General features: G+C 64.5%; 24 protein-coding genes and 1 other RNA gene. 15 read left to right on the top strand and 10 right to left on the bottom strand.

Going from position 1 to position 20,746, the window contains the following annotated elements; translation table 11 throughout:
- Positions 1–32: 32 nt before the first annotated feature.
- Entirely contained in the window at positions 33–1,034 is a 1,002-nt protein-coding gene (locus ACFE8X_RS03855) for a type II secretion system F family protein (protein WP_375450134.1), read from the top strand.
- A gap of 36 nt (positions 1,035–1,070) precedes the next feature.
- Here ACFE8X_RS03855 and ACFE8X_RS03850 read toward each other — a convergent pair whose 3' ends face one another.
- Complete coding sequence (locus tag ACFE8X_RS03850; RefSeq protein ID WP_375450133.1) at positions 1,071–1,805, bottom strand: tetratricopeptide repeat protein; 735 nt, start codon at positions 1,803–1,805, stop codon at positions 1,071–1,073.
- 168 nt (positions 1,806–1,973) lie between these two features.
- On the opposite strand from ACFE8X_RS03850, the gene ACFE8X_RS03845 reads away from it, so the two are divergent.
- Both ACFE8X_RS03845 and ACFE8X_RS03840 read left to right on the top strand, forming a co-directional pair.
- Entirely contained in the window at positions 1,974–3,314 is a 1,341-nt protein-coding gene (locus ACFE8X_RS03845; protein WP_375450132.1) for a M17 family metallopeptidase, read from the top strand.
- A 54-nt stretch (positions 3,315–3,368) separates the two neighbouring features.
- Positions 3,369–4,292 (top strand): GNAT family N-acetyltransferase, encoded by a 924-nt coding sequence (locus tag ACFE8X_RS03840; protein WP_375450131.1) that lies wholly within the window; start codon positions 3,369–3,371, stop codon positions 4,290–4,292.
- Here ACFE8X_RS03840 and ACFE8X_RS03835 read toward each other — a convergent pair.
- Positions 4,286–5,224, bottom strand: a complete 939-nt coding sequence (locus ACFE8X_RS03835; protein WP_375450130.1) for a 2-hydroxyacid dehydrogenase — start codon at positions 5,222–5,224, stop codon at positions 4,286–4,288. The genes ACFE8X_RS03840 and ACFE8X_RS03835 overlap by 7 nt on opposite strands.
- A gap of 69 nt (positions 5,225–5,293) precedes the next feature.
- A complete protein-coding gene (locus ACFE8X_RS03830) occupies positions 5,294–6,136 on the bottom strand; it encodes a c-type cytochrome (protein ID WP_375450129.1) in 843 nt (280 codons plus the stop codon).
- Between the two features lie 248 nt (positions 6,137–6,384).
- On the opposite strand from ACFE8X_RS03830, the gene ACFE8X_RS03825 reads away from it, so the two are divergent.
- The 8 genes from ACFE8X_RS03825 (at position 6,385) to recR (ending at position 12,301) form a co-directional block, all read left to right on the top strand.
- On the top strand, positions 6,385–7,212 hold the full coding sequence (locus ACFE8X_RS03825; RefSeq protein ID WP_375450128.1) for a prephenate dehydratase: 828 nt from the start codon (positions 6,385–6,387) through the stop codon (positions 7,210–7,212).
- Positions 7,213–7,307: 95 nt separating this feature from the next.
- Positions 7,308–8,615, top strand: coding sequence for a phytase (locus ACFE8X_RS03820; RefSeq protein ID WP_375450127.1), 1,308 nt, complete (start codon positions 7,308–7,310; stop codon positions 8,613–8,615).
- A gap of 66 nt (positions 8,616–8,681) precedes the next feature.
- Positions 8,682–8,936 carry an AbrB/MazE/SpoVT family DNA-binding domain-containing protein gene (locus ACFE8X_RS03815; protein WP_375450126.1) on the top strand — a complete coding sequence of 85 codons (255 nt, stop codon included), beginning with the start codon at positions 8,682–8,684 and terminating at the stop codon, positions 8,934–8,936.
- On the top strand, positions 8,930–9,250 hold the full coding sequence (locus tag ACFE8X_RS03810; protein WP_375450125.1) for a type II toxin-antitoxin system PemK/MazF family toxin: 321 nt from the start codon (positions 8,930–8,932) through the stop codon (positions 9,248–9,250). The genes ACFE8X_RS03815 and ACFE8X_RS03810 overlap by 7 nt, the downstream gene beginning before the upstream one ends.
- A 69-nt stretch (positions 9,251–9,319) precedes the next feature.
- Positions 9,320–9,415: signal recognition particle sRNA small type (gene ffs, locus ACFE8X_RS03805), an RNA gene on the top strand.
- Between the two features lie 54 nt (positions 9,416–9,469).
- Entirely contained in the window at positions 9,470–11,203 is a 1,734-nt protein-coding gene (locus ACFE8X_RS03800) for a DNA polymerase III subunit gamma/tau (RefSeq protein ID WP_375450124.1), read from the top strand.
- Positions 11,200–11,523, top strand: coding sequence for a YbaB/EbfC family nucleoid-associated protein (locus tag ACFE8X_RS03795; RefSeq protein WP_375450123.1), 324 nt, complete (start codon positions 11,200–11,202; stop codon positions 11,521–11,523). The genes ACFE8X_RS03800 and ACFE8X_RS03795 overlap by 4 nt, the downstream gene beginning before the upstream one ends.
- A 181-nt stretch (positions 11,524–11,704) precedes the next feature.
- The gene (recR, locus tag ACFE8X_RS03790; RefSeq protein WP_375450122.1) at positions 11,705–12,301 is read left to right on the top strand and encodes a recombination mediator RecR; all 597 of its coding nucleotides are present in this window, start codon (positions 11,705–11,707) and stop codon (positions 12,299–12,301) included.
- Positions 12,302–12,368: 67 nt separating this feature from the next.
- Here recR and ACFE8X_RS03785 read toward each other — a convergent pair whose 3' ends face one another.
- Positions 12,369–13,259 carry a dienelactone hydrolase family protein gene (locus tag ACFE8X_RS03785; RefSeq protein WP_375450121.1) on the bottom strand — a complete coding sequence of 297 codons (891 nt, stop codon included), beginning with the start codon at positions 13,257–13,259 and terminating at the stop codon, positions 12,369–12,371.
- A gap of 83 nt (positions 13,260–13,342) precedes the next feature.
- Positions 13,343–13,825 carry a hypothetical protein gene (locus tag ACFE8X_RS03780; protein WP_375450120.1) on the bottom strand — a complete coding sequence of 161 codons (483 nt, stop codon included), beginning with the start codon at positions 13,823–13,825 and terminating at the stop codon, positions 13,343–13,345.
- Between the two features lie 128 nt (positions 13,826–13,953).
- Between ACFE8X_RS03780 and ACFE8X_RS03775 the strand changes: the two genes are divergently transcribed.
- The gene (locus ACFE8X_RS03775; protein WP_375450119.1) at positions 13,954–14,169 is read left to right on the top strand and encodes a DUF2945 domain-containing protein; all 216 of its coding nucleotides are present in this window, start codon (positions 13,954–13,956) and stop codon (positions 14,167–14,169) included.
- Between the two features lie 12 nt (positions 14,170–14,181).
- On the opposite strand, the gene ACFE8X_RS03770 is transcribed toward ACFE8X_RS03775, so the two are convergent.
- Both ACFE8X_RS03770 and ACFE8X_RS03765 read right to left on the bottom strand, forming a co-directional pair.
- Positions 14,182–15,597, bottom strand: coding sequence for a DNA recombination protein RmuC (locus ACFE8X_RS03770; protein ID WP_375450118.1), 1,416 nt, complete (start codon positions 15,595–15,597; stop codon positions 14,182–14,184).
- Between the two features lie 40 nt (positions 15,598–15,637).
- Entirely contained in the window at positions 15,638–16,021 is a 384-nt protein-coding gene (locus ACFE8X_RS03765) for a GFA family protein (RefSeq protein WP_375450117.1), read from the bottom strand.
- Positions 16,022–16,138: 117 nt separating this feature from the next.
- On the opposite strand from ACFE8X_RS03765, the gene ACFE8X_RS03760 reads away from it, so the two are divergent.
- From ACFE8X_RS03760 to truA, 3 genes are all read left to right on the top strand, one after another.
- Positions 16,139–16,654, top strand: coding sequence for a peptide deformylase (locus tag ACFE8X_RS03760; RefSeq protein ID WP_375450116.1), 516 nt, complete (start codon positions 16,139–16,141; stop codon positions 16,652–16,654).
- A 44-nt stretch (positions 16,655–16,698) separates the two neighbouring features.
- Entirely contained in the window at positions 16,699–17,619 is a 921-nt protein-coding gene (gene fmt, locus ACFE8X_RS03755) for a methionyl-tRNA formyltransferase (RefSeq protein WP_375450115.1), read from the top strand.
- Between the two features lie 82 nt (positions 17,620–17,701).
- Positions 17,702–18,439, top strand: coding sequence for a tRNA pseudouridine(38-40) synthase TruA (truA, locus tag ACFE8X_RS03750; RefSeq protein WP_375450114.1), 738 nt, complete (start codon positions 17,702–17,704; stop codon positions 18,437–18,439).
- Here the strand turns inward: truA and ACFE8X_RS03745 are convergent, their stop codons facing one another.
- Genes ACFE8X_RS03745 through dapE form a run of 3 tightly spaced genes read right to left on the bottom strand, consistent with a single transcriptional unit; the run spans position 18,440 to position 20,727 of the window.
- Positions 18,440–19,003 (bottom strand): hypothetical protein, encoded by a 564-nt coding sequence (locus tag ACFE8X_RS03745; protein WP_375450113.1) that lies wholly within the window; start codon positions 19,001–19,003, stop codon positions 18,440–18,442.
- A gap of 12 nt (positions 19,004–19,015) precedes the next feature.
- Positions 19,016–19,558 (bottom strand): hypothetical protein, encoded by a 543-nt coding sequence (locus tag ACFE8X_RS03740; protein ID WP_375450112.1) that lies wholly within the window; start codon positions 19,556–19,558, stop codon positions 19,016–19,018.
- Positions 19,555–20,727 carry a succinyl-diaminopimelate desuccinylase gene (dapE, locus tag ACFE8X_RS03735; RefSeq protein WP_375450111.1) on the bottom strand — a complete coding sequence of 391 codons (1,173 nt, stop codon included), beginning with the start codon at positions 20,725–20,727 and terminating at the stop codon, positions 19,555–19,557. The genes ACFE8X_RS03740 and dapE overlap by 4 nt, the downstream gene beginning before the upstream one ends.
- Positions 20,728–20,746: the final 19 nt, after the last annotated feature.

Raw genomic sequence — 20,746 nt, 5'->3', positions numbered from 1 at the left:
GGCCGGCCGGCGCGGTCCGGGGTGACAACATCATGAACTATATCGATCTTCTGACCTCGCCGGACTTCCTGATTTCCGTCCTGGCCGCCATTTCGGTGGCTGCGGTGGTGTTTACCTTCGGCAGTTCCTTCGTGGTCAAGACCGAGATGCGCACCCGCATCAAGCGCGTGGCGCTCGAACGCGACAAGTTGCGCGCCGAGGAAATGGCCCGCCTGCGCGGTTCGGGTCCGATCGACCAGCGCAGCACCATGCGCCGCCAGGCCGAAACCAAGAATTACATGAAGGCGATCGTTGAAGGTTTCGATCTCAAAAAGGCATTCCAGGACGATGCAACGGTCGATAAACTCGCCATCGCCGGCTATCGCGGGCAGGGGCATCTGACCACGTTCCTGTTCATGCGCTTCATCACCCCCATTATCATCTTCGTGCTGGTGACGGCCTACCTGTTTCTGGCCCCCGGCAGCCGGCCGGCCTATCTCAATGTCGTGTACGGCATCGGCGCGGGGCTTGTCGGCTCCTACCTGCCGGTCGTAATGCTCAAGAACGCCACCGTCAAACGCCAGAAATCGATCAAGCGGGCCTGGCCCGATACGCTCGATCTGATGCTGCTTTGCGTAGAGGCCGGCATGTCGGTGGAACACGCCATCAAGCGGGTCGCCAAGGAGATCGGCAATCAATCGGCCCAGCTCGCCGAGGAGCTGACCCTGACCAATGCGGAACTCTCGTTTCTGGAGGATCGCAGCCGCGCCTATGAAAACCTGGCGCGCCGCACCGGGCTCGACAATGTCCGCTCGGTGATGACTGCCCTGATCCAGGCCGATCGCTACGGCACTTCGGTTGGCCAGGCCCTGCGCGTCATGGCCGAGGAAGGCCGCGAAACCCGCATGATGGACGCCGAAAAGAAGGCGGCGTCCCTGCCGCCGAAAATGACGGTGCCGCTGATCCTGTTTTTTCTGCCGGTGCTGTTCATCGTCATCATCGCCCCGGCGATGATCAAGGTGTTCGCGGTCCAGAACAATCCGATGGGCGGCTAGGGGGGACCCGGTTGCCATCGTGGCACGCGGCAGGCTTTATCCCTTGGCGACGACATCCCAGCGGTTCTGCTGGGTCAGCAGCGCCCGCACATAGGCCATATTGGCCTCGACCTGGTCGGGTGGCAATTCGGCCGCATAGATGGCCTGGCACTCATCGAACCGACCCTGCAGGCCCACCACCAAAGCCAGGTTCTGCCGGATCTGGCTGGTGGCGCCAGCCATGGCGACGGCGCGGCGCAAGTGCTGCTCGGCCGAGCCCAGATCATTGGTCATGGCATAGGACAACCCGTAATTGGCCTCGATCGAGGCTTCTCCGGGTGCGATGGTCAAGGCCTGGCCATAGAGCTGCCTTGCCTCGGGGCTACGGCCCATCTGGTCCAGGATGGCTCCCTTGACCGACAGCGCATTCCAGTCCGGCGCATCCGGACGGATCGAATTGTCGATCACGGTCAGCGCCTGCTCGAACCGCGCCTCCGCCGTCAGCGCCTTGGCATAGGCAACGCTCACCTCCACGTCGCGCGGATGGCGCGCCATGCTCACTTCCAGCACCGCCGCCGCCTGGCCGCTCTGGCCTTGGGCGCGCAACGCCGCCGCATAGTGAATGGCAATCGTCTTGTCGTCGGGGTTGGATTTGTAGCGCGCCGCCAGGTCCACCAGCCCCTGCTGGCCCTGCAGCCGGGGCTGGCCGGCATAATCGGGAGAGACGGTGCTGTTCATGGCGCAGCCCGACATTGCCGCCGCCGCCACGCCGGCCAGCAGCACAATGCGCATGTTTCTCGCAAAACCAATGGCAGGCAACACTTGCAATGCACTCCCTGGCCAGCGTGACCGCATTCCACTCTCAATAAAACATTAACCCTAACAGGTGGTTAAAACCGCCGTTGCCGACGGCTTGGGTCGGGGCTACACCAAGACCCTCGATTCCTGCGGAGAGCGCTGATGAACCCCACGCCGCTGATCTTTGTCGAAGAAGATGACTTGGCGGCCGCCGGCCTTGCCGCCACGCAAGTCGCCTGGGCCGTCGCCAACGGCTTTTCCGGCCAGCGCGGGCGCCTGCTCGCTATGCCGGACCAAACCGGCGCTATTGCTGCCTATCTGTTCGGCACCGGTACGCCGGCGGAGCGCCCCGCACTGGTGGCGGGCCTGGCGGGGGCGCATCTTGCCGCCGGACACTATCAACTCGACGGCGCCTATGGTGATCCGACGCTGGCGGCCATTGGCTTTCATCTGGGTGCCTATCGGTTCACCCGCTACCGCACCGGCAAGGCAGCGCCGACCCTGGCCGCGCCGGCCGGCGCCGATAGTGCCGAGATCGCGCGCCAGACCACGGCTGCCTGTCTGGCGCGCGATCTGATCAACACCGCCGCCAACGATCTGGGCCCCGAGGCCTTCGAGCGCGAAATCCGCGCCTTTGCCGCCGCCCGCCAGATGGACGTGCGGGCCACTGTGGGCGATGACCTGCTGGCCGCCAATTTTCCCATGATCCACGCCGTCGGCCGGGCCAGTGCCGAAGCCCCGCGCCTGCTCGATCTGAGTTGGGGCAGGCTGGACGATCCCAAGGTGACCCTGGTGGGCAAGGGCGTTACCTTCGATACCGGCGGGCTCGACATCAAGACCGCCGCCGGCATGCTGCTGATGAAGAAGGACATGGGCGGCGCAGCCAACGTGCTGGGCCTTGCCAGCGCCATCGTCGATGCGTGCCTTCGGGTGCGCTTGCGCGTCCTGATCCCGGTGGTAGAAAATGCCATTGCCGGAAGCGCGTTCCGCCCCGGCGACGTGCTTCCCTCGCGCAAGGGCCTGACCGTCGAGATCGGCAATACCGATGCCGAGGGGCGCCTGATCCTGGCCGATGCCCTGGCCCTGGCGGACGAGGAAAGTCCCGTCATCCTGCTCGACATGGCGACCCTGACCGGCGCCGCCCGCGTGGCCCTGGGCCCCGACCTGCCGCCGCTCTATTGCACCGACGATGCCCTCGCCACCGATCTGATGACCGCCGGTCTTGCCGCCGACGACCCGCTTTGGCAATTGCCGCTCTGGTCGCCCTATGATGCGATGCTGGCCTCCAAGATCGCCGACGTGAACAATGCCGGCACCGGGGGCTTTGCCGGCTCCATCACCGCCGCGCTGTTCCTGCGCCGCTTTGTCGGCAACGCCAAGGCCTGGGTGCATCTCGACATCATGGCTTGGGCATCCGAAGCGCGCGCCGGCCGGCCGATGGGCGCCACCGATCAGGGTATCCGCTCGGTCTATGGCGTGCTCAAACATCGCTTCCCAGCATAGTTGACTTAGGCAACCAAATGGTTGACTGTTTCAACAAACGGGTTGGAACAACCGATGACCTTGCCAGACGCTATTGCCGAAATGCGCGCGTTCAATCGGTTTTACACCCGCATCATCGGGCTGTTGGAGGAGGGGATGCACAGCACCCCCTATGCGTTGAGCGAAGCGCGCGTCGTCCACGAAATCGGCAAGCGTGGCGCCACCACCGCGAGCGCGTTGTGCGAGGCTTTACTTATGGATCGCGGACAGATGAGCCGGCTGGTTTGGCGTCTCAGCGATCAAGGCCTGCTGACCAGCCTGCCCGGCACCGATAAGCGCTCCAACACTCTGGCGCTGACATCGCAAGGCGATGCGGTTCGTGATGAGCTCGATGCCGGCAGTGAAGCGGCGGCCGCCGAACTGCTCGCGCCCCTCGATCTGATGGGCCGGCATGACCTCGTGGCTGCCATGCGCCGCATCCAGACCATTCTCGCCGGTCCCGCCCCCGATAGTGCGCTCACCTTGCGGCCTCCGCGCATCGGTGAAATTGGCCAGCTGATTGCCCGTCAGGGCCTGCTCTATCATCTCGAACAGGGCTGGAACCGGGATTTCGAGCTGCTGATCACCCGACTTTACGCGGACCTGGACAGCGCTCCCGACCCCACCACCAAGGCGCTCTGGATTGCCGACTACGGGGGCGACCTTGCCGGCTCGATCTTCGTTTTACCCGCGGCGGGCGAGGAGGGCACCGCCCAATTGCGCATGCTCTATGTCGAGCCCACCTTTCGCGGCCTGGGCATCGGCAGGCGCCTGGTCGATGAAACCATCCGTTTTTCGCGTGCCGCCGGCTATCGCCGCCTGATCCTCTGGACCCAGGATTGTCTGGTCTCGGCGCGTCGCATCTATCAGGCGGCCGGCTTTGAACTGGTCGAGGAGGAACGCCACCATGCCTTCGGCGCCGACCTCAACGGGCAATACTGGGCCTTGAGTTTTCAGTAGCCGCGCGCACGATCCACCACGTTGATCAGCGGCTTGCCCGCCTCGTGATCCTTGATGATCGCCGCATAATAGGCCACCCCGGCCGTCTCGCTGGAAATCGCCGCGATATGGGGGGTGATGTAGCAATTGGGGATGTCCCAGAGGGGGCTCGTCGCTGGCAGCGGCTCGACCTCGAAAACATCCAGGCTCGCTGCGCCCAGAGTTCCGTCCCCCAGCGCCCGGGCGATATCGGCCTCGCGCTGGTGCCCGCCGCGCGCTACGTTGATGATCACCGGACCGCCCTCGAGCCCGCCGCGCCGCAACTTGGCGAAGGTGTCGCTGTTGAGAATGCCCGTGGTTTCGGGCGTCAGCGGCAGCAGGTTGACCAGGATGTCGGTGCCGCCGAGAAACGCATCGAAACCCTCTGCACCGCAAAACCCCTCGACCCCCTCGATTGTCCTGGGCGTTCGGCTCCAGCTGCGCACGGCAAACCCCAGCGCCAACAGCCGCCGCGCGGCATCCTGCCCGAGCACGCCCATGCCCATGATGCCGACGCAACGTGCCGCGGCAGCCGGCGGATACAGCTGGCTCCAGCGCCGCGCCGCCTGGTCGGCCTGAAACCGGCTATGAAGCCGATGGTGCATGGTGACTTGGGCCACCACGTAATCGCTCATGCGTTGGCTCAGATCATCGTCGACAAACCGCACCATGGGCGCATCGGGCAGCTTGGGATGCTTGAGCAGTGCATCGACACCGGCCCCCAGCGACAGGATGGCCTTGAGCTTGCCCAGGCCCTCGAAAGCGTCTGCCTTGGGTTTCCATACAAAGATGTAACGCACGTCACCAGGCGCAAATTCGTCGCCGCGCTGGACCACGGGGTAGGGCGCCAGGGCCGCGCGAAATTTTTCGGCCCAACGCGTTTCCTCGACATCGCTCAAATGCAGCAGCAACATGGTGTCCCCTCAAAACAAAAGCCGCACCCTGGGGTGCGGCTCGCCATCGTTTATCGTTCCAGCCGGCGCTTACTGCGCGGCAGGTGCGGTTTCCGGCGTTGCCGGATCGGGCTCGGTCTCCGAGGAAGACGGATTGGCCGTCGGCGCCTGCGTCGTTGCCGGCGTACCGCTGGTGCTGGGCGTGCCGACCACCGGCGTTTCGCTCTGCGTTTCGGTCGGCGTGGCGACGGCACCGGCCGGAGCGACAGGCTCGGTCACGTTGTCAGGCGCTGCCGTCGCCGGGTCGCTCGGGTCGGAATCGGTTGCGGGCGCTTCGGCCGGCGCAGCGGCATCGCCTGGCGCCGGTGCGGCCGGTGCCACATCGGCAGCGGGGAACGGCACCGGGTCCGCCGACAGCGACTGCAGATAGGCCAGGATATCGGCGCGCTCCTGCGGGCTCTTGACGCCGGCAAAGGTCATCTTGGTGCCGGGCACGTAAACCTTGGGCGCAGTGATGAAGGTGTTGAGGTTTTCAAAGGACCACACATCGCCGGCCGCGTTATGGGCCATCATGCCGTCGGAATAGGCAAAATCCTCCACCCCGCCTTCGGGCCGCCCCACCACGCCATAGAGATGCGGGCCCTGTTTGCTGGGTTCGCCCTCCCCGAAATTGTGGCACGACTGGCACTTGCGCACGGCGGCCTGTCCGCGCGTGGCGTCGGCGCTGGCCAGCAGCGTGCCCAGCGGCACCTCGGCTTCTGCGGGTGCGCCGGCATCGGCGGTCGCCACCGGTTCCGGCTCCGGCAGCAGGTAACCGGGCCCGATATCTTCCTTGGGCGCATAGATCGCCTCGGCCACGAAGCCGATGCCCATCACGAACAGCAGGGTGCCGAGCACGGCGCCGATGATCTTGTTAAGTTCGAACGAATCCATTTGAAACTCTCTGCCAGTCCGTCCCCTGCGGACGATGCGGCAAACCCGCTAAACTTTCGACTTCGCAAGCGAAATCGCCGCAACGGCGGGTTTGTGCGCGCTGAAGATAGTATCAAGGCTTTGCTGGCGCAACAGTGCTTTCCTGCCTGCGACAATTCCCCACCGAGGTTTTTCGCGCGGTCCGGAAGGCGCAATTGACTCCCTTCAGGGCCGGGTTCAAAAGCCTGCCGAGCAGAGCAGGATCGACGATGACCATCAAGATTGCCTTCCAGGGTGAACCCGGCGCTTTCAGTCATGCCGCCACCAACAATGTCTTTCCCGGCGAGGAGGCGCTCGGCTGCACGACCTTCGAGGAAACCATCGCCGCCGTGCAGACCGGCAAGGCCGATTTCGCTGTGGTCCCGGTGGAAAATTCCCTTTATGGCCGCATCACCGATATTCACCATCTGCTGCCCCAAAGCAGTCTCTATATCGTTGGTGAAACCTATCTGCGGGTCGAGATGACCTTGCTGGGCCTGCCCGGTGCCACTTTGACCGATATCAAATCGGTACAGTCCTTGTCCGTCGCCTTGGGCCAGTGCCGCAAGTTCATCGCCGACCATGCCCTGCGCACCATCAACGCTGTCGATACCGCAGGCTCGGCGCGCCAGGTGTCCGAACAGGGCGACAAATCCGTCGCCGCCATTGCCTCGCGCTTTGCCGGCGAGCTCTACGGCCTGCAGGTCCTGGCCGAAAATATCGAGGACGCCGCCCATAACACCACGCGCTTCCTCGTGCTGTCGCGCGATAAAAATGAAGCTGCCCCGGCGCCGGGCGTCAAGACCACTTTCGTGTTCCGCGTCCGCAACGTCCCCGCCGCGCTCTACAAGGCCATGGGGGGCTTTGCCACCAATGGCGTCAATATGACCAAGCTGGAAAGCTACATGGTCGGCGGCGCTTTCACCGCCACCCAGTTCTATGCCGATATCGAGGGACATCCATCCGATATCGGCGTCCAGCACGCCTTCGAGGAACTGGGCTTTTTTACCGACCAGTTCCACGTCCTGGGCGTTTATCCGGCGGCCGGTGCCAGATAAGGCAACCGCCGCCGCTGTCATCAAGCCGTTGCAGACACCTCGCATCTAGGGATGATTTCCTTGCGGCCAACGCCGCTCCAGATGCGGGCAATACCATGCTGAAAACCACGATCCTGACTGCGGCACTGCTGTGCGCGACGTCCCTGGCCGCAATGGCCCAGGATTGGCCGGTGGCTGATATCAAGCCAACCCTGCAGACGCCGATCCTGACTGAGGCCGACAACGATGCCGATGCCGACGATCCGGCCATCTTCATCAACCCGACCGATGCGGCCAAAAGCCTCGTCGTCGCCGCCGCCAAGAATGGTGGCATCCGCGTTTATGGCCTCGACGGCAAGCTGATCCAGACCATCATCCCGGCCGAGAACGGCCGTATCAACAATGTCGACATCGTCTATGGCTTCACCCTTGATGACGGCGCCAAGGCCGATGTCATCGTCGGCTCCGACCGTGGGCTCGACATCATCCGCACCTGGCGCATCGATCCGGCCGCCGCCGAACCGCTGAGCGAGATCACCGACCCGGCCGCGTCCCGCGCTTTCCCCAAGCGCTATCTGCCCGATGCCGCCGAAACCGAGGACAATCCGGTCGATGACCAGAATACCGTCTATGGCCTCGCCGCCTGGAACGATCTGGTCACCGGCACCGTCTGGGTGGTCGGCACCCAGCGCAGCCAGCCCACCGTCGGCGTCTTCAAGCTCACCGCGACCGCCGGAGGCCATGCGCTCGCCGTGCTCGATCATGATTTCCGCGCGCCCGCCGAGCAATCCGGCCAGAACCTGTTCGAGGAAAACGAAGACGATCCGCTGCTCGATTTCAGCCCGCAGTTCGAGGGCACCGTGATCGATCGGACCACCGGCATCGTCTATGCCGGCCAGGAAGATGTCGGCGTCTGGACCGTGCCGGTCACCGGCGGCGAGCCGGTGCTGGTCTACAAGACCCGCGGCTCCTCCAAGAGCCCGTTCAACAATCCCGACAGCGTCATCTCGCGCGATATCGAAGGCTTCACCATCTATTACGCCGCCAGCGGCACCAAATACCTGCTGGCCTCGAGCCAGGGTGGCGCGCATGGCGATGCCCCGGCGCCCGATGCGCCCTACGACGATAGCTTTGCGGCCTTTGCCATTGGCGACCAGCTCGAGCTGCTCGGCTCCTTCCGCGTCGCCGCCGAAGGCGACATGGATGCCGTGCAGGAAAGCGATGGCGCCGACGTGACCTCGGTGGCGCTGCCGGGCTTTGAGAATGGCCTCTTCATCACCCAGGATGGCTACGCCGCGGACCTGAACGGCCTCGATGGCGAAACCGCTTCGTCCAACTTCAAGCTTGTCGACTGGGCCGCCATCGCCAACAGTTTCACCCCGCCCCTCGAAATCACCCTGCAAGGCTGGGACCCGCGCAAGTAGGGTCTCGTGATAACATTGTTGTAACGGATGCGTCCTCGTGCTAGTGTTTTGTGGCACGAGGGCATCATGATCATATCGCTCAAGAAGTTCGGCAACTCCACCGGCGTAATAATCCCGAAATCCCTGCTGTCCGAGATCGGCGCTGAGGCCGGCGACAGCTTCGATATGCGGATCGAAGACGGCAAGATCATCATACAGAAAGAACGTCGTCATCCGCGCGAAGGTTGGGCCGAAGCAGCGGCAGCCATAGCCGCCGCCGGCGACGACAAGCTCGTCTGGCCAGAATTCGGCAATGACGGAGACGATGATCTAACATGGTAAGTCGCGGCGACGTGTGGCTTGCTGTACTCGACCCAACTGTCGGCAACGAAATTCAAAGAACCCGACCTTGCCTCGTGATTTCCCCGTCCGAAATCAACGATCATCTGAGCGTCGTGCTGATCGCGCCAATGACGTCGGGCAGCCGTCCAGCCCCCTTTCGCGTACCTGCGCAATTTGGAGGCGTCGATGGCTTTATTCTGCTGGAGCAAACGCGTGCGCTCGACAGGCATCGACTGATCAGGAAACTTGGGCGGATCGAGAGTATAGTTCTGGCGCAGACGCTCCAAGCGGCACGAGATCTATATGAGGATTAGGCTTGGAGCGACGCAGGTCCGATCCGGCACCCTCTTGCCTTCGCCGCATTTCTCTCACATATAACCCCCGGGAGGTTGGCGCGGACGTGTTCCTCGCCAACCGGGTCAGGTCCGGAAGGAAGCAGCCCCAACGAGACCTTCACGGGTCGATGCCAGCCTCCTACTATGCTCCGATGATTGTGAGCAGATTCTCCCCAACCATCGTCGCGAAAGGGCAATATGGCTGCCCCTGATACGCCATCGTCGCCCTATCTCGTGCTGGCGCGCAAATACCGCCCGGTCAGTTTTTCGACGCTGATCGGCCAGGACGCCATGGTCCAGACCCTGGATAACGCGTTCCGGCAGAACCGCATCCACCACGCGTTCGTCTTGACGGGCGTGCGCGGCGTCGGCAAGACCACGACGGCCCGTATCCTGGCGCGCGCCTTCAATTACGAGGATGCCTCGGGCAAGCACCCCACGCTCGATCTCGACGTCGAGGGCGTTCATTGCCGCGCCATCATCGAGGGGCGTCATGTCGATGTCATCGAAATGGACGCCGCCTCCAATACCGGCATCGGCGATATCCGCGAGATCATCGACTCCGTCAAATACGCGCCCGCCTCCGCGCCCTATAAAGTGTACATCATCGACGAAGTGCACATGCTTTCGACGCAAGCCTTCAACGGCCTGCTCAAGACGCTTGAAGAGCCGCCGCCCTACGTCAAGTTCATCTTCGCCACGACCGAAATCCGCAAAGTTCCGATCACCATTCTGTCGCGCTGCCAACGCTTCGATCTGCGCCGCGTCACGCCCGATGTGATGACCGTCCATCTGCAGGATCTGCTAGCCAAGGAAGCCATCCCAGCCGAGCCCGAGGCCTTGGCGATGATCGTGCGTGCCGGCGAGGGCTCGGTGCGCGACAACCAGTCCCTCCTCGATCAGGCCATTGCCCACGGCAATGGCACCGTCACCGCCGCAACGGTCAAGGCCATGCTGGGCCTGGGGGATCGGGCGCGGATCATCGATCTGTTCGAGGACCTGCTGGGCGGTCGCATTGCCGAGGCGCTGCAAACCCTGCGCAGCCTCTATGATGCTGGCGCGGATCCGCAGACCCTGGTCGCCGATCTTGCCGATTTCACCCATCTGGTCACCCGCATCAAGGTGGTTCCCGCCGCAGCCGACGATGCCTCCCTGACCCCGGACGAGCGCCATCGCGGCGCTGACATGGCCGCCAAATTGTCCATGCGCGCCCTCACTCGCGCCTGGCAAATCCTGTTCAAGGGCTATGACGAGGTCGCTCGCGCCGGCAACGCCATCCAGGCCGCCGAAATGGTGCTGATCCGCCTGGCATATGCGGCCGATCTGCCCAGTCCCGACGATTTGATTGCCAAGCTCGCCAACCAGCCCGCACCGGCCTTGCCGCCAATGGCGCCGCTGCCCCCGCGTGTCCCTTCCGGCGGCTCTTCGGCCCTGCGCCAGGAAGTCCCCCAGCGGGCGCCCGCCCTTGCCCCCCCGCAGAGCCAGCCATCGGTGCCCTCGGCGCTGGCACGCATTGAATCCTATGCCGAGCTGATTGCCCTGGCCGGCGCCAAGCGCGACATCGTGCTGAAGATCGCGCTGGAATCCAGCATGCGGCCGATCGCGTTTACTCAAGGCAGCATCGAGGTGGCGCTGAGCGACGGCACCGATCCGGCCATCATCGCCACGCTTTCGGCGCGGCTGCAGGCCTGGACCGGTGAGCGCTGGCTGGTCAACGTCTCCAACAAAGCCCCCGAGGGCAAGACCCTGCGCGAGGAGCGCGTCGCCCGCGAACAGGCGGCGCACGCCCAGGCCCATGACGATCCGCTGGTGCAGGCCATTCTCGAAACCTTTCCGGGCGCCAAGGTGGTCAACGTCAAACTGCGCGACGATGCGGCGACCGCACTTCCCGAAACCATCGCCCCGCCAGAACCTGAAGAGGACGACGAATGAAAGATCTCATGGGCATGATGAAGGCCGCTGGCGAAATGAAGGCCAAGATGGAAACCATGCAGGCCCAGCTTGCCGACATGGTCATCGAGGGTCGCTCCGGCGGCGGCCTCGTCAGTGTGGCGCTGACCGGCAAGGGCGACATGAAAGGCCTGACCATCGATCCATCGCTGTTCAAGGAAGATGATGTCGGCGTGCTCGAGGACCTGATCCTGGCAGCCCACAACGATGCCAAGGGCAAGCTGGAAGCCGAAACCCAGTCCCGCATGGCCGAAGTCACCGCCGGGTTGCCAATCCCGCCGGGGATGAAGCTACCGTTCTGACCTAGTCCAGACCACCGGGCCACCCCTCGCCCCTTGCGGGAGAGGGTGACTTGGCCGCGTTCAGCGGCCAAGTCGGGTGAGGGGTTGGTCCCGCACACACTGGCCGCCGAAACATCGCGACCCCTCATCCGCCCTTCGGGCACCTTCTCCCGCAGGGGGAGAAGGGAGAAAGAATAGAGAGATGGCCTTCGCCGGACCAGAAATCGAGCAGTTGATCCAGTTGCTGTCCCGCCTCCCTGGGCTGGGGCCGCGTTCGGCCCGGCGCGCCGTGCTGCACCTGATCAAGAAGAAGGATCAGCTGATGATCCCGCTCTCGACCGCTCTCGACCGCGCCGTCATCGCCGTGCGCTCCTGCGAGATCTGCGGCAATGTCGATACCCAAAGCCCTTGCGCCATCTGTGCCGATCCGCGCCGGGCGGAAACCGGCATGCTGATCGTGGTCGAGGACGTCGCCGATCTGTGGGCGCTCGAACGCGCCGGCATCGGCGCGGTGCGTTACCACGTGCTGGGCGGCGTACTGTCGCCGCTCGATGGCGTCGGCCCCGACGATCTGTCCATCGAAGCGCTTCTGGCGCGGGCGCCCCAATATCGCGAGATCGTCCTGGCGGTCAACGCGACGGTCGAAGGCCAGACCACCGCGCATTATATTACCGATCGCCTCGGGCCGGGCGCGCCCAAGGTGACCCGGCTGGCCCACGGCGTTCCCGTCGGTGGCGAACTCGACTATCTCGATGAGGGCACGCTAAGCCAGGCCCTCAAGGCCCGCACCCAGATTTAGCCGACCTGCTCCCTCCCCTCCGATGGGAGGGTCGGGTATGGGGCCCTCGGCGGCCCATCAGCTCATCTCAAGCCAATGTTTCCTTGAACAGCGCCACCGTGCGCGACCATGCCAGGTCGGCGGCTGCCTTGTCGTAGCGCGCCGAGCTCGTGTCGTTGTTGAACGCGTGATTGGCGCCCTCATAAACGAAAAGCTCATAATCCGTACCGGCTGCCTTGAGCGCCGTTTCAAATGCCGGGATCCCGGCGTTGACCCGCTCGTCGAGCCCACCATAATGCAACAGCAACCTGGCCTTGATCTTGGGCACGTCTGCGGCCGGCGGCTGCGCGCCGTAATAGGCTACCCCGGCGGCCAGATCGGGCGCGGCGACGGCAAGCGCATTGACCGTGCCGCCGCCCCAGCAAAAGCCCATGGCGGCGACCTTGCCATTGGCCGACGGCAGGGTCTTGAGGTAGGCCATGCTGGCCACCCCGTCCGCCGTGACGTCCGCCGGCGTCAGCGTTCCAAACAATGCCCGCGCGTCGTCCTCGTTGGCCGGCGTGCCGCCCTGGTCCGACAGGAAATCGGGCGCCAGCGCCACGAAGCCCTCCAGCGCCACGCGCCGGGCCACATCCTTGATATGGGCGTTGAGCCCGCGGTTCTCGTGAATAACGACGACCGTGCCAAATGGGCCGCTCGTCTTGGGCGTAACCAGGTAGCCCTTCATGTCGCCGTCGGCGCCCGGATAGGTCACGTCCTCGATCAAGAGGCGCTCGTCGGTTTCGGGCACCAGTCCCTGTGCCTGGGCATTGGACGCCATCAATCCAGCGACTGTCACCGCCGCAGTCATCGAGCCGGCCATCTTGGCCAGGTTGTCCATGAACTTGCGCCGGTCCAGCGACAGGTGCGTGTAGTCATCGAACAGGGCAATCATGTCCTGGGTTACCGCAGGCTTGTCGGTGGGATCGCGCTCGGTCATTGCCGTCTCCTCGTTGGTGCGGACAAACCATAGGGCGCGCCAGCCGACGCGCCCATGACCGTCACGCCATTGTGAAAGCTCGCCTAATGCACGCCGCGTTCGGGACGGAAATCGTCGCCATCGTCCCATTCGCTTTCATCCAGGATGCCGGGCTCCTCGGCATCGTCGTCATCTTCGTCGGGGCCCTCGATTGCCGCCCGGGCGTCCACGTCATCGGGCGACAGGCTTTCCAGATCGTCCTCCGGCACGAGGGCGGGCGATAAACCGGCATAGTCGTCGGTATCGTCGGCATTGGCCTCGTCGGTCCCCAATGCCTCGATCGCCCGGTCCACTTCGGCGAGCAGCGCTGCGGGGTCCTCGTCGCCCCAGTCGGCGCTTTCGCGGCCCGCCAGTTCATCGCGGATTTCCCGCAAGCGTCCCAGGCGTTCCTCGACCCGGCGATCAGTGCCATACAGCAACTCGTCCACTTCCGCCTGGCTGAATGGCTGCGCCAGGCCCGGCTGGTCGGCATTGTCAAAGCTGGTGTCCTGCGGCAGCAGGCTGCGGTCATTATGTCTCTGGCTCATCGGGGTTTCCCATCGTGTGCAAGCAGTCATGGCGCCACAACGCCCCACCGCGATGGAGGTTCGCCCGATTGTTGCGGGAACCGATGTGTGCCCCGTTCATTGTCGCTGCAACCAAGGGAGGCACGTCGATGGCCAATCTGCGCAAAGGCTCCAAAGTCAGCTGGAGCTGGGGAGCCAACACTGCCCACGGCAAGATCGTCGAGCGCTTTAACGCCCGCGTCACCCGCACTCTGCAGGGCACCAAGGTGGTCCGCGAGGCCAGCAAGGAAGAGCCGGCCTATCTGATCGAGCAGCAGGACGGCGATCAAATTCTCAAAAGCGCCAGCGAACTCAGCCGCGACTGAACCGCCGGTCCGTTACGCAAGATCGACCGGCTCATCGCCGACCAGCCGCAATTGCGGTGGCGAAGCCGTGCCGTCCTCCCAACCCGTTGGCAATTGCTTATTGGTCTTGGCACCCAGTTCGCGCAGCATTTCCACTTGCCGCACTACGCTGCCCTTGCCGGTCGCGAGCTGTCCCTTGGCATCGCTATAGCTCTGCTGCGCCTTGTCAAGATGACCACCCACCTTGTCCATGGTGGCAAGAAACCCTGTTACCTTGTCATAAAGCGCGCCGGCCCGTTCGGCGATTTCGTCGGCATTCTGGTGCCGTTTTTCGATATCCCAGACATTGCGCACCGTGCGCAGCACCGTCATCAATGTTGTCGGCGTCGTCAGCATCACGCCACGCCCCATGGCGAACTCGACCAGGCCCGCATCGGCGTGAATTGCCGTTGCCAGGGCCGCTTCGATGGGCACGAACATCATCACATAGTCGAATTTGCTGCGTGCATGGCGCTGATACGCCTTTTCGCTCAGCGTGCGAATGTGGCTGCGCACCGATGTCAGGTGCGCCGCCAGATGCACATCGCGTCCCTCGTCCTCGCACGACGAAAACGCCTCGAACGCCGTCAGCGAAACCTTGGAATCTATGACCAGCCGGTCGTCATTGGGCATCAGCACTTCGACATCGGTGCGCACCCGGCCCCCATCTTCGCTGGTATGACTCTTTTGGGTGATGAACTGCTCGCCCTCCCGCAGCCCGGACCGCTCCAAAATGGTGGAGAGGATCATTTCGCCCCAGGCGCCCTGCGTCTGCGCATTGCCCTTCAGCGCCCGGGTCAGGTTATTGGCTTCCGCGGTGATCTGCAGATTGCTGGCCACCAGCGCCCGGATCTGCTCGTTCATGGTCGCCCGGTCCCGCACCAGCCCGGTATGGAACTCGCCGATCTTGTCCTGCAACGGCTTGAGCAAGACGTCGACCTGCTCGCGGTTCTGCCTGGAAAATGTCTCCCCATGGCTCTTGAGCACGTCACCCGCAATGAGCTTGAAGTCGTCGGTCATCTGCTGGCGCGCTTGCGCATAACGGGCCAGGTTTGCCTCAGACTGCCGGGTCTGCTCAGCCATCCGCGCGCGCAGCCCCGAGGCTTCCGCCAGCAATTCGGACGTCTTGTCGCGTTCCACCTGCAAGGCATCCGAGCCGCGTTCGCGCTCCTGGTACACGGCGTGCTGAAGCTGGTCGATCCGGCCGTCGCGCTCGGCGATCTGCGTCATGAAACTGGCGCGCAACTGGTCGGTGGCAATCAGGGCGGCCGCCGCCGCGCGCCGCGCGCCGGCCCGCATCGTGCCGATCAGCGCCGCCATCAGCAGCAATCCGGCGAGCCCCAGCCCGCCGATGATCGCCTGGCCCAGCGTGATCGCGATATCGCCCAGGATAAACAGCACAATGTCCATGCGCGCTACCCTAACGCGATTCGTTTGTTCGTCAAATGTTCTAGTCCGCGGGGTCTTGCTCGAACTGCGCCGCCTTGCCTACCGGCTCCAGCCAGGGTTCGCGTCGCTTGACCCAGCCTTCACGAGTCGGCGCAAAACCTGCCTGAACATCGTCGAGCGCCCCCAGCACGATCTCGGCGCGTGCCGTGTTGAGGTGAAAGACCGGCGCGCCGCAGAGCGGGCAAAAGCTGCGCCCCTCATAGGTGCCGTAATGCCCGGTGACGGAAAAGCGCTCCGCCGGCCAGTCCCCGTAATATAGAAAGGTACTCCCGGTTTCGCGGCGACAATCGCTGCAATGGCAAAGGCCGACCGTCAGCGGCGCCCCGCGCACCTCGAACCGCACGGCGCCGCAACGGCAGCCGCCGCGATGAATATCGTCCATCATGATCTCCTCTGACCACCCCGCCAACGGCGCTCCGCCGGTCCCGTTCCACCTGGGGCAGTTGACCGCGCGCCGGAAAATACCATATCGAGGGGCTTAACCTCAGTTGGACGTTCCGCCATGGCCATCCGCCCCATTCTCGTTCTGCCCGATGCGCGCCTGCGCGCCGTCGCCGATCCCATCGACGCGGTCGACGACGACATCAGGGCACTGGCCAAGGACATGCTCGATACCATGTACGATGCGCCCGGCATCGGCCTGGCCGCGCCCCAGATCGGCGTCATGAAGCGCGTCGTCGTCATGGACCTGGCCAAGGAAGACGAAAAGCCTGCGCCAATGGTGTTGATCAATCCCGAAATCCTCAAGTTCTCGGACGAGACCACCATCACCGAGGAGGGTTGCCTGTCCATTCCCGAGCTGTATTACGACGTCGAGCGTCCTTCCGAAATTACCGTTCGCTATACCGATCTGGACGGCCAGACGATCGAGCTGGAGGCCAAGGACCGCCTGGCCGTCTGCGTCCAGCACGAACTGGATCACCTCGATGGCGTGCTCTACATCGACTACCTCTCGCGCCTGAAGCGCGACCGCGTCGTCAAGAAGTTCGACAAGGCCGCCAAGCGCGCCGTAGGCTAGGGCGCTCTCTTCCTTTGGCGGAAGACGGCAAGAAAGCGACATAGATGCGCATCGTCTTCATGGGTACGCCCGATTTCTCGGTCCCCACCCTGCTCGAAATCATCGCGTCCGGCCATGAGGTCGTGGCCGCCTATACCCGCGCGCCCAAGCCGGCTGGTCGGGGCCAGGCCGAACGCAAATCCCCCGTGCACCAGGCCGCCGAGGCGGCGGGCATTCCCGTTCTCACCCCGCGCTCCCTCAAGGGCGGCGACGAGCAGGCGGTGTTCGCGGTCCACGCTGCCGATCTGGCCGTGGTCGTCGCCTATGGCCTGTTGCTGCCCAAGCCGATTCTCGATGCGCCGCGCCTGGGATGTCTCAACCTGCACGGCTCGCTGTTGCCGCGCTGGCGCGGCGCCGCGCCTATCCAGCGCGCCATCATGGCCGGCGATGCCCAGACCGGTGTCATGGTCATGCGCATGGACGAAGGCCTTGATACCGGTGCCGTTGCCCTGGGCGAAGTCATCCCCATCACCCCAGATATGACCGCGGGCGAACTGCACGACGCCATGATGCGGATCGGCGCCGACCTGATGGGGCGTGCTTTGGCCGCGCTCGATCGGGGCAGTCTCGACTTCACGCCCCAGCCCGAAACCGGCGCCACCTACGCCAGGAAACTGGAAAAAACCGAGGCCCGCATCGATTGGAACCAGCCGGCCATCGCGGTCCACAACCACATTCGCGGCCTTTCGCCGTTTCCCGGCGCCTGGTTCGAGCTCGAGCTGGCGGGCAAGCCGGTGCGCGTCAAGGCCCTTCGCTCCACGCTCGCCAATGGCTCCGCCGCCCCCGGCACCATCCTGCCCGATCTCACCATCGCCTGCGCCACCGGGGCCGTGCGCCTGGTCCAGATCCAGCGCGAAGGCAAATCCGCCATGGACGCCCCGACGTTCCTGCGCGGGGCAGGGGCCTTGCCGAAAATCGTCTCATGAAGGCCCTCTCGGTCGCTCCGCTCCCACCGCTCACGGCGCCGCTCCCACGACAGCGGGAACGGGCTTTCGGCGTCCGGCTCTGATGCCCCGCTATCGCCTCACCATCGAATACGATGGCACCCCCTTCCACGGCTGGCAGCGCCAGCTCCACAGCCCGTCCGTGCAGGCGGCGCTCGAAGCCGCGATCCTCGGGTTTTCCGGGCAAGCCGTTATCACCCAGGCTGCCGGGCGCACCGATACCGGCGTGCACGCCACCGGCCAGGTTGCCCATTTCGACCTTGCGCGTGAGTGGGACCCGTTCCGCATTCGCGAGGCGCTCAATTTTCATCTGCGCCCCCACCCCATCGGCATTATCGAGGCCGAAGCCGTACCCGCTAGTTTCGAGGCCCGCTTTTCCGCCCGCGCCCGCCACTATCAATATCGCATCCTCAATCGCCGCGCCCCCGCCATCCTGGAGCGCAGCCGGGTCTGGCACCTGCCCATGCCCCTGGACGCCGGCGCCATGCATGCGGCCGCCCAACTCATCCTGGGCACCCATGATTTCACGACCTTCCGCGCAGCCGAATGCCAGGCCAAGTCCCCGGTAAAGTCGCTGGACCGGCTCGATGTGCGGCGCGAGGGCGATCATATCCTGGTCAGTGCCAGCGCCCGCAGCTTCCTGCACCATCAGGTGCGCTCGCTGGTCGGCTCGCTCAAGCTGGTGGGCGAGGGCAAATGGCGTCCCGCTGACCTCCGGGCCGCGCTCGACGCCACCGATCGCAGCCGCTGCGGCGCCCTGGCACCATCGGCCGGGCTGTATCTCGTCAAGGTGGATTACTGATCAGGCCGGCGGTGGAGCGGGAAGGCTTCCGCCCAGCAGCACCATGCCGATCACGGTGGCCACCAATTGCGCGCCAATGAACATCGCGATCTGCAGAGGGGCGAGAGTCACGATCAACCGGGCGATATTGACTTCGACGACGATGACCACGATGCCGATGGCAATGATGATGATATCGTTCGGCCCGCCCAACCCCAACAGCAGCAGGGCCGCGATGGAGGTAAACAATGTCACCCAATTGTCCGCGACCAGGAACGGCACGAACCCGTCCAGCCGTCCCATTTGCCGCAGCACCAGATAGCTGACGCCCATCTGGACGAGGAACAGGACGGCGCCCACGATCAGGCCCTGCGTCGCTGCGCCCGGCGGGCTTTGCAGCCCGAACAGGTGGCCGCCCCAGGCGCCCAGCGCGCTGGCGAGCAGAAACGCGATGAACGAGCCGGCAAGGCCCCTTTGGCTGAAATCGAAATGCGTCGCGGCCTGCCGGTTGCCCAGCAACAGCGCGATGAACCCACGCGCGGCATCGCGCAGTTCATCGAAAAAGCTCGAGGAGTTCTCTGACACTCATGCACTCGATCAGGTGGAAGCGGCGGCGGGCGTGCCCAGCATGTAGAGCGTCAGCGGCATCCCCACAAGCAGTACGACGGTTAAAACCGAAAATGCCAACGACACGCCCAGCGTCCAGTTCCCTGCCGCCCGACCCAGCCTATACAACAAAAAGACCAGTCCCAGCAGCGCGATCGCCACCGTCTCGATGCTGATCGCCGCCAGGATCGAGCCGACCACGAGGTAGAACACGAGGCCATAAACGCCCGGCACCAGCACGACCAGCACCGGTATTGCCGACTTTACCGCCAGCTTCGTCACCACGATGCTGATAACGAGCGCCAGGACGCCAAGTCCCTGCACCACCAGGTTGGTCAATAGCCCCGGCACGGAGGGCATGCCGGTCTGGATGGAGGCGACAACGATCGCCAAGAATGCAAACAGCACGAAGATGACCAGGGCCTTGGCCAGCGCCCCGACCGAAAACCCGAACTGGGTCTGCCAGCCCTCGCGTCCCCGCACGATATCGACCCAGCCCAGCCAGGCCTGCTGCAATGCCGCCCAAAGCTTCACTGCGCACCCTCGAAGAACCGGGTCATGAACTGCACGTAGATCGCTGTGAGGTTGGTCACGTCGGCGATCGCCACATGCTCGTCAGCCTGGTGCATCGAGGGTCCGACGACCCCGCATTCCACGACCGGCCCATAGTGCGCGATGAACCGCGCGTCCGACGTCCCGCCGCCCGTCGATAGGCTTGGCCGCCGCCCGGTGACCGCAAAAATAGCGTCCCCCAGCGTATCGACCCCATCACCCAGCGGCGACAGGAACGATTGCGATGGCGCGCCGGCAACTTGAAAATTCACCCTGGCCCCGCCCGCCTCGACCGTGGCGAGCCGCCCGCGCACCCAATCGCCCAGCGTCTGCGGCGTCCACAGATCGTTGTAGCGAATGTTGAACCGGATCGTTCCCGCCGCCGGAATGATATTGCTCGTCCGGTTGCCGACATCGATCGAGGTCACTTCCAGGTTGCTGGCCGGAAAATGCGCCGTCCCCGCGTCCATGGCCTCGGCGCTCAGTGCCGTCACGATCGCGGCCAGCACCGGCAGGGGATTGAGCGCCTTGTCCGGATAGGCCACATGCCCCTGCACGCCCTCCACCGTCACCGTCCCGCTCAGCGATCCGCGCCGCCCGATCTTGATGCTGTCGCCCAATCGAGTTGCCGAACTGGGCTCCCCCACAATGGCGAAATCGAAGCTATGCCCTTGGTCCCGGGCCCAGGCCATCAGCTTTTCTGTGCCGTTGATGGCGTCCGCTTCCTCGTCATTGGTGATGGCCACCATGATCGTGCCCGCCTGTGTCGGCACTTGCGCCGCTGCCGCGACGAACGCTGCCACGCCGCTTTTCATATCGGCGGCGCCCCGCCCGTAAAGCTTGCCGTCGATCTCGCGCGGCACGAACGGATCGCCGCTCCAGTGCTCGAGATTGCCCGGCGGCACCACGTCGGTATGCCCCGCAAACAGCAACCGCCGCCCGCCGCCCTGGCGCACCGCGAACAGATTATCCACCGGATAGGACCCGTCCCCCTCGAACCGCAGCCGCGTCACGGTAAACCCGATGCTGGCCAGCGCCGCCCCCAACACATCGAGCACCCCCGCCGCCTCCGGCGTCACCGAGGGGCGCGCAATCAGCGCCTTGAGCAAGGGGAGAGGGTCGCCAGCCGCAAGGTCCGTCACCAGTCCCATCCATTCGTTTCCAGTAACA

It is taken from the genome of uncultured Devosia sp., assembly GCF_964244875.1.
Lineage (GTDB): Bacteria > Pseudomonadota > Alphaproteobacteria > Rhizobiales > Devosiaceae > Devosia.
Note: the sequence above shows the minus strand (reverse complement) of the source record. Positions and strands in the feature narration are given on the sequence as shown.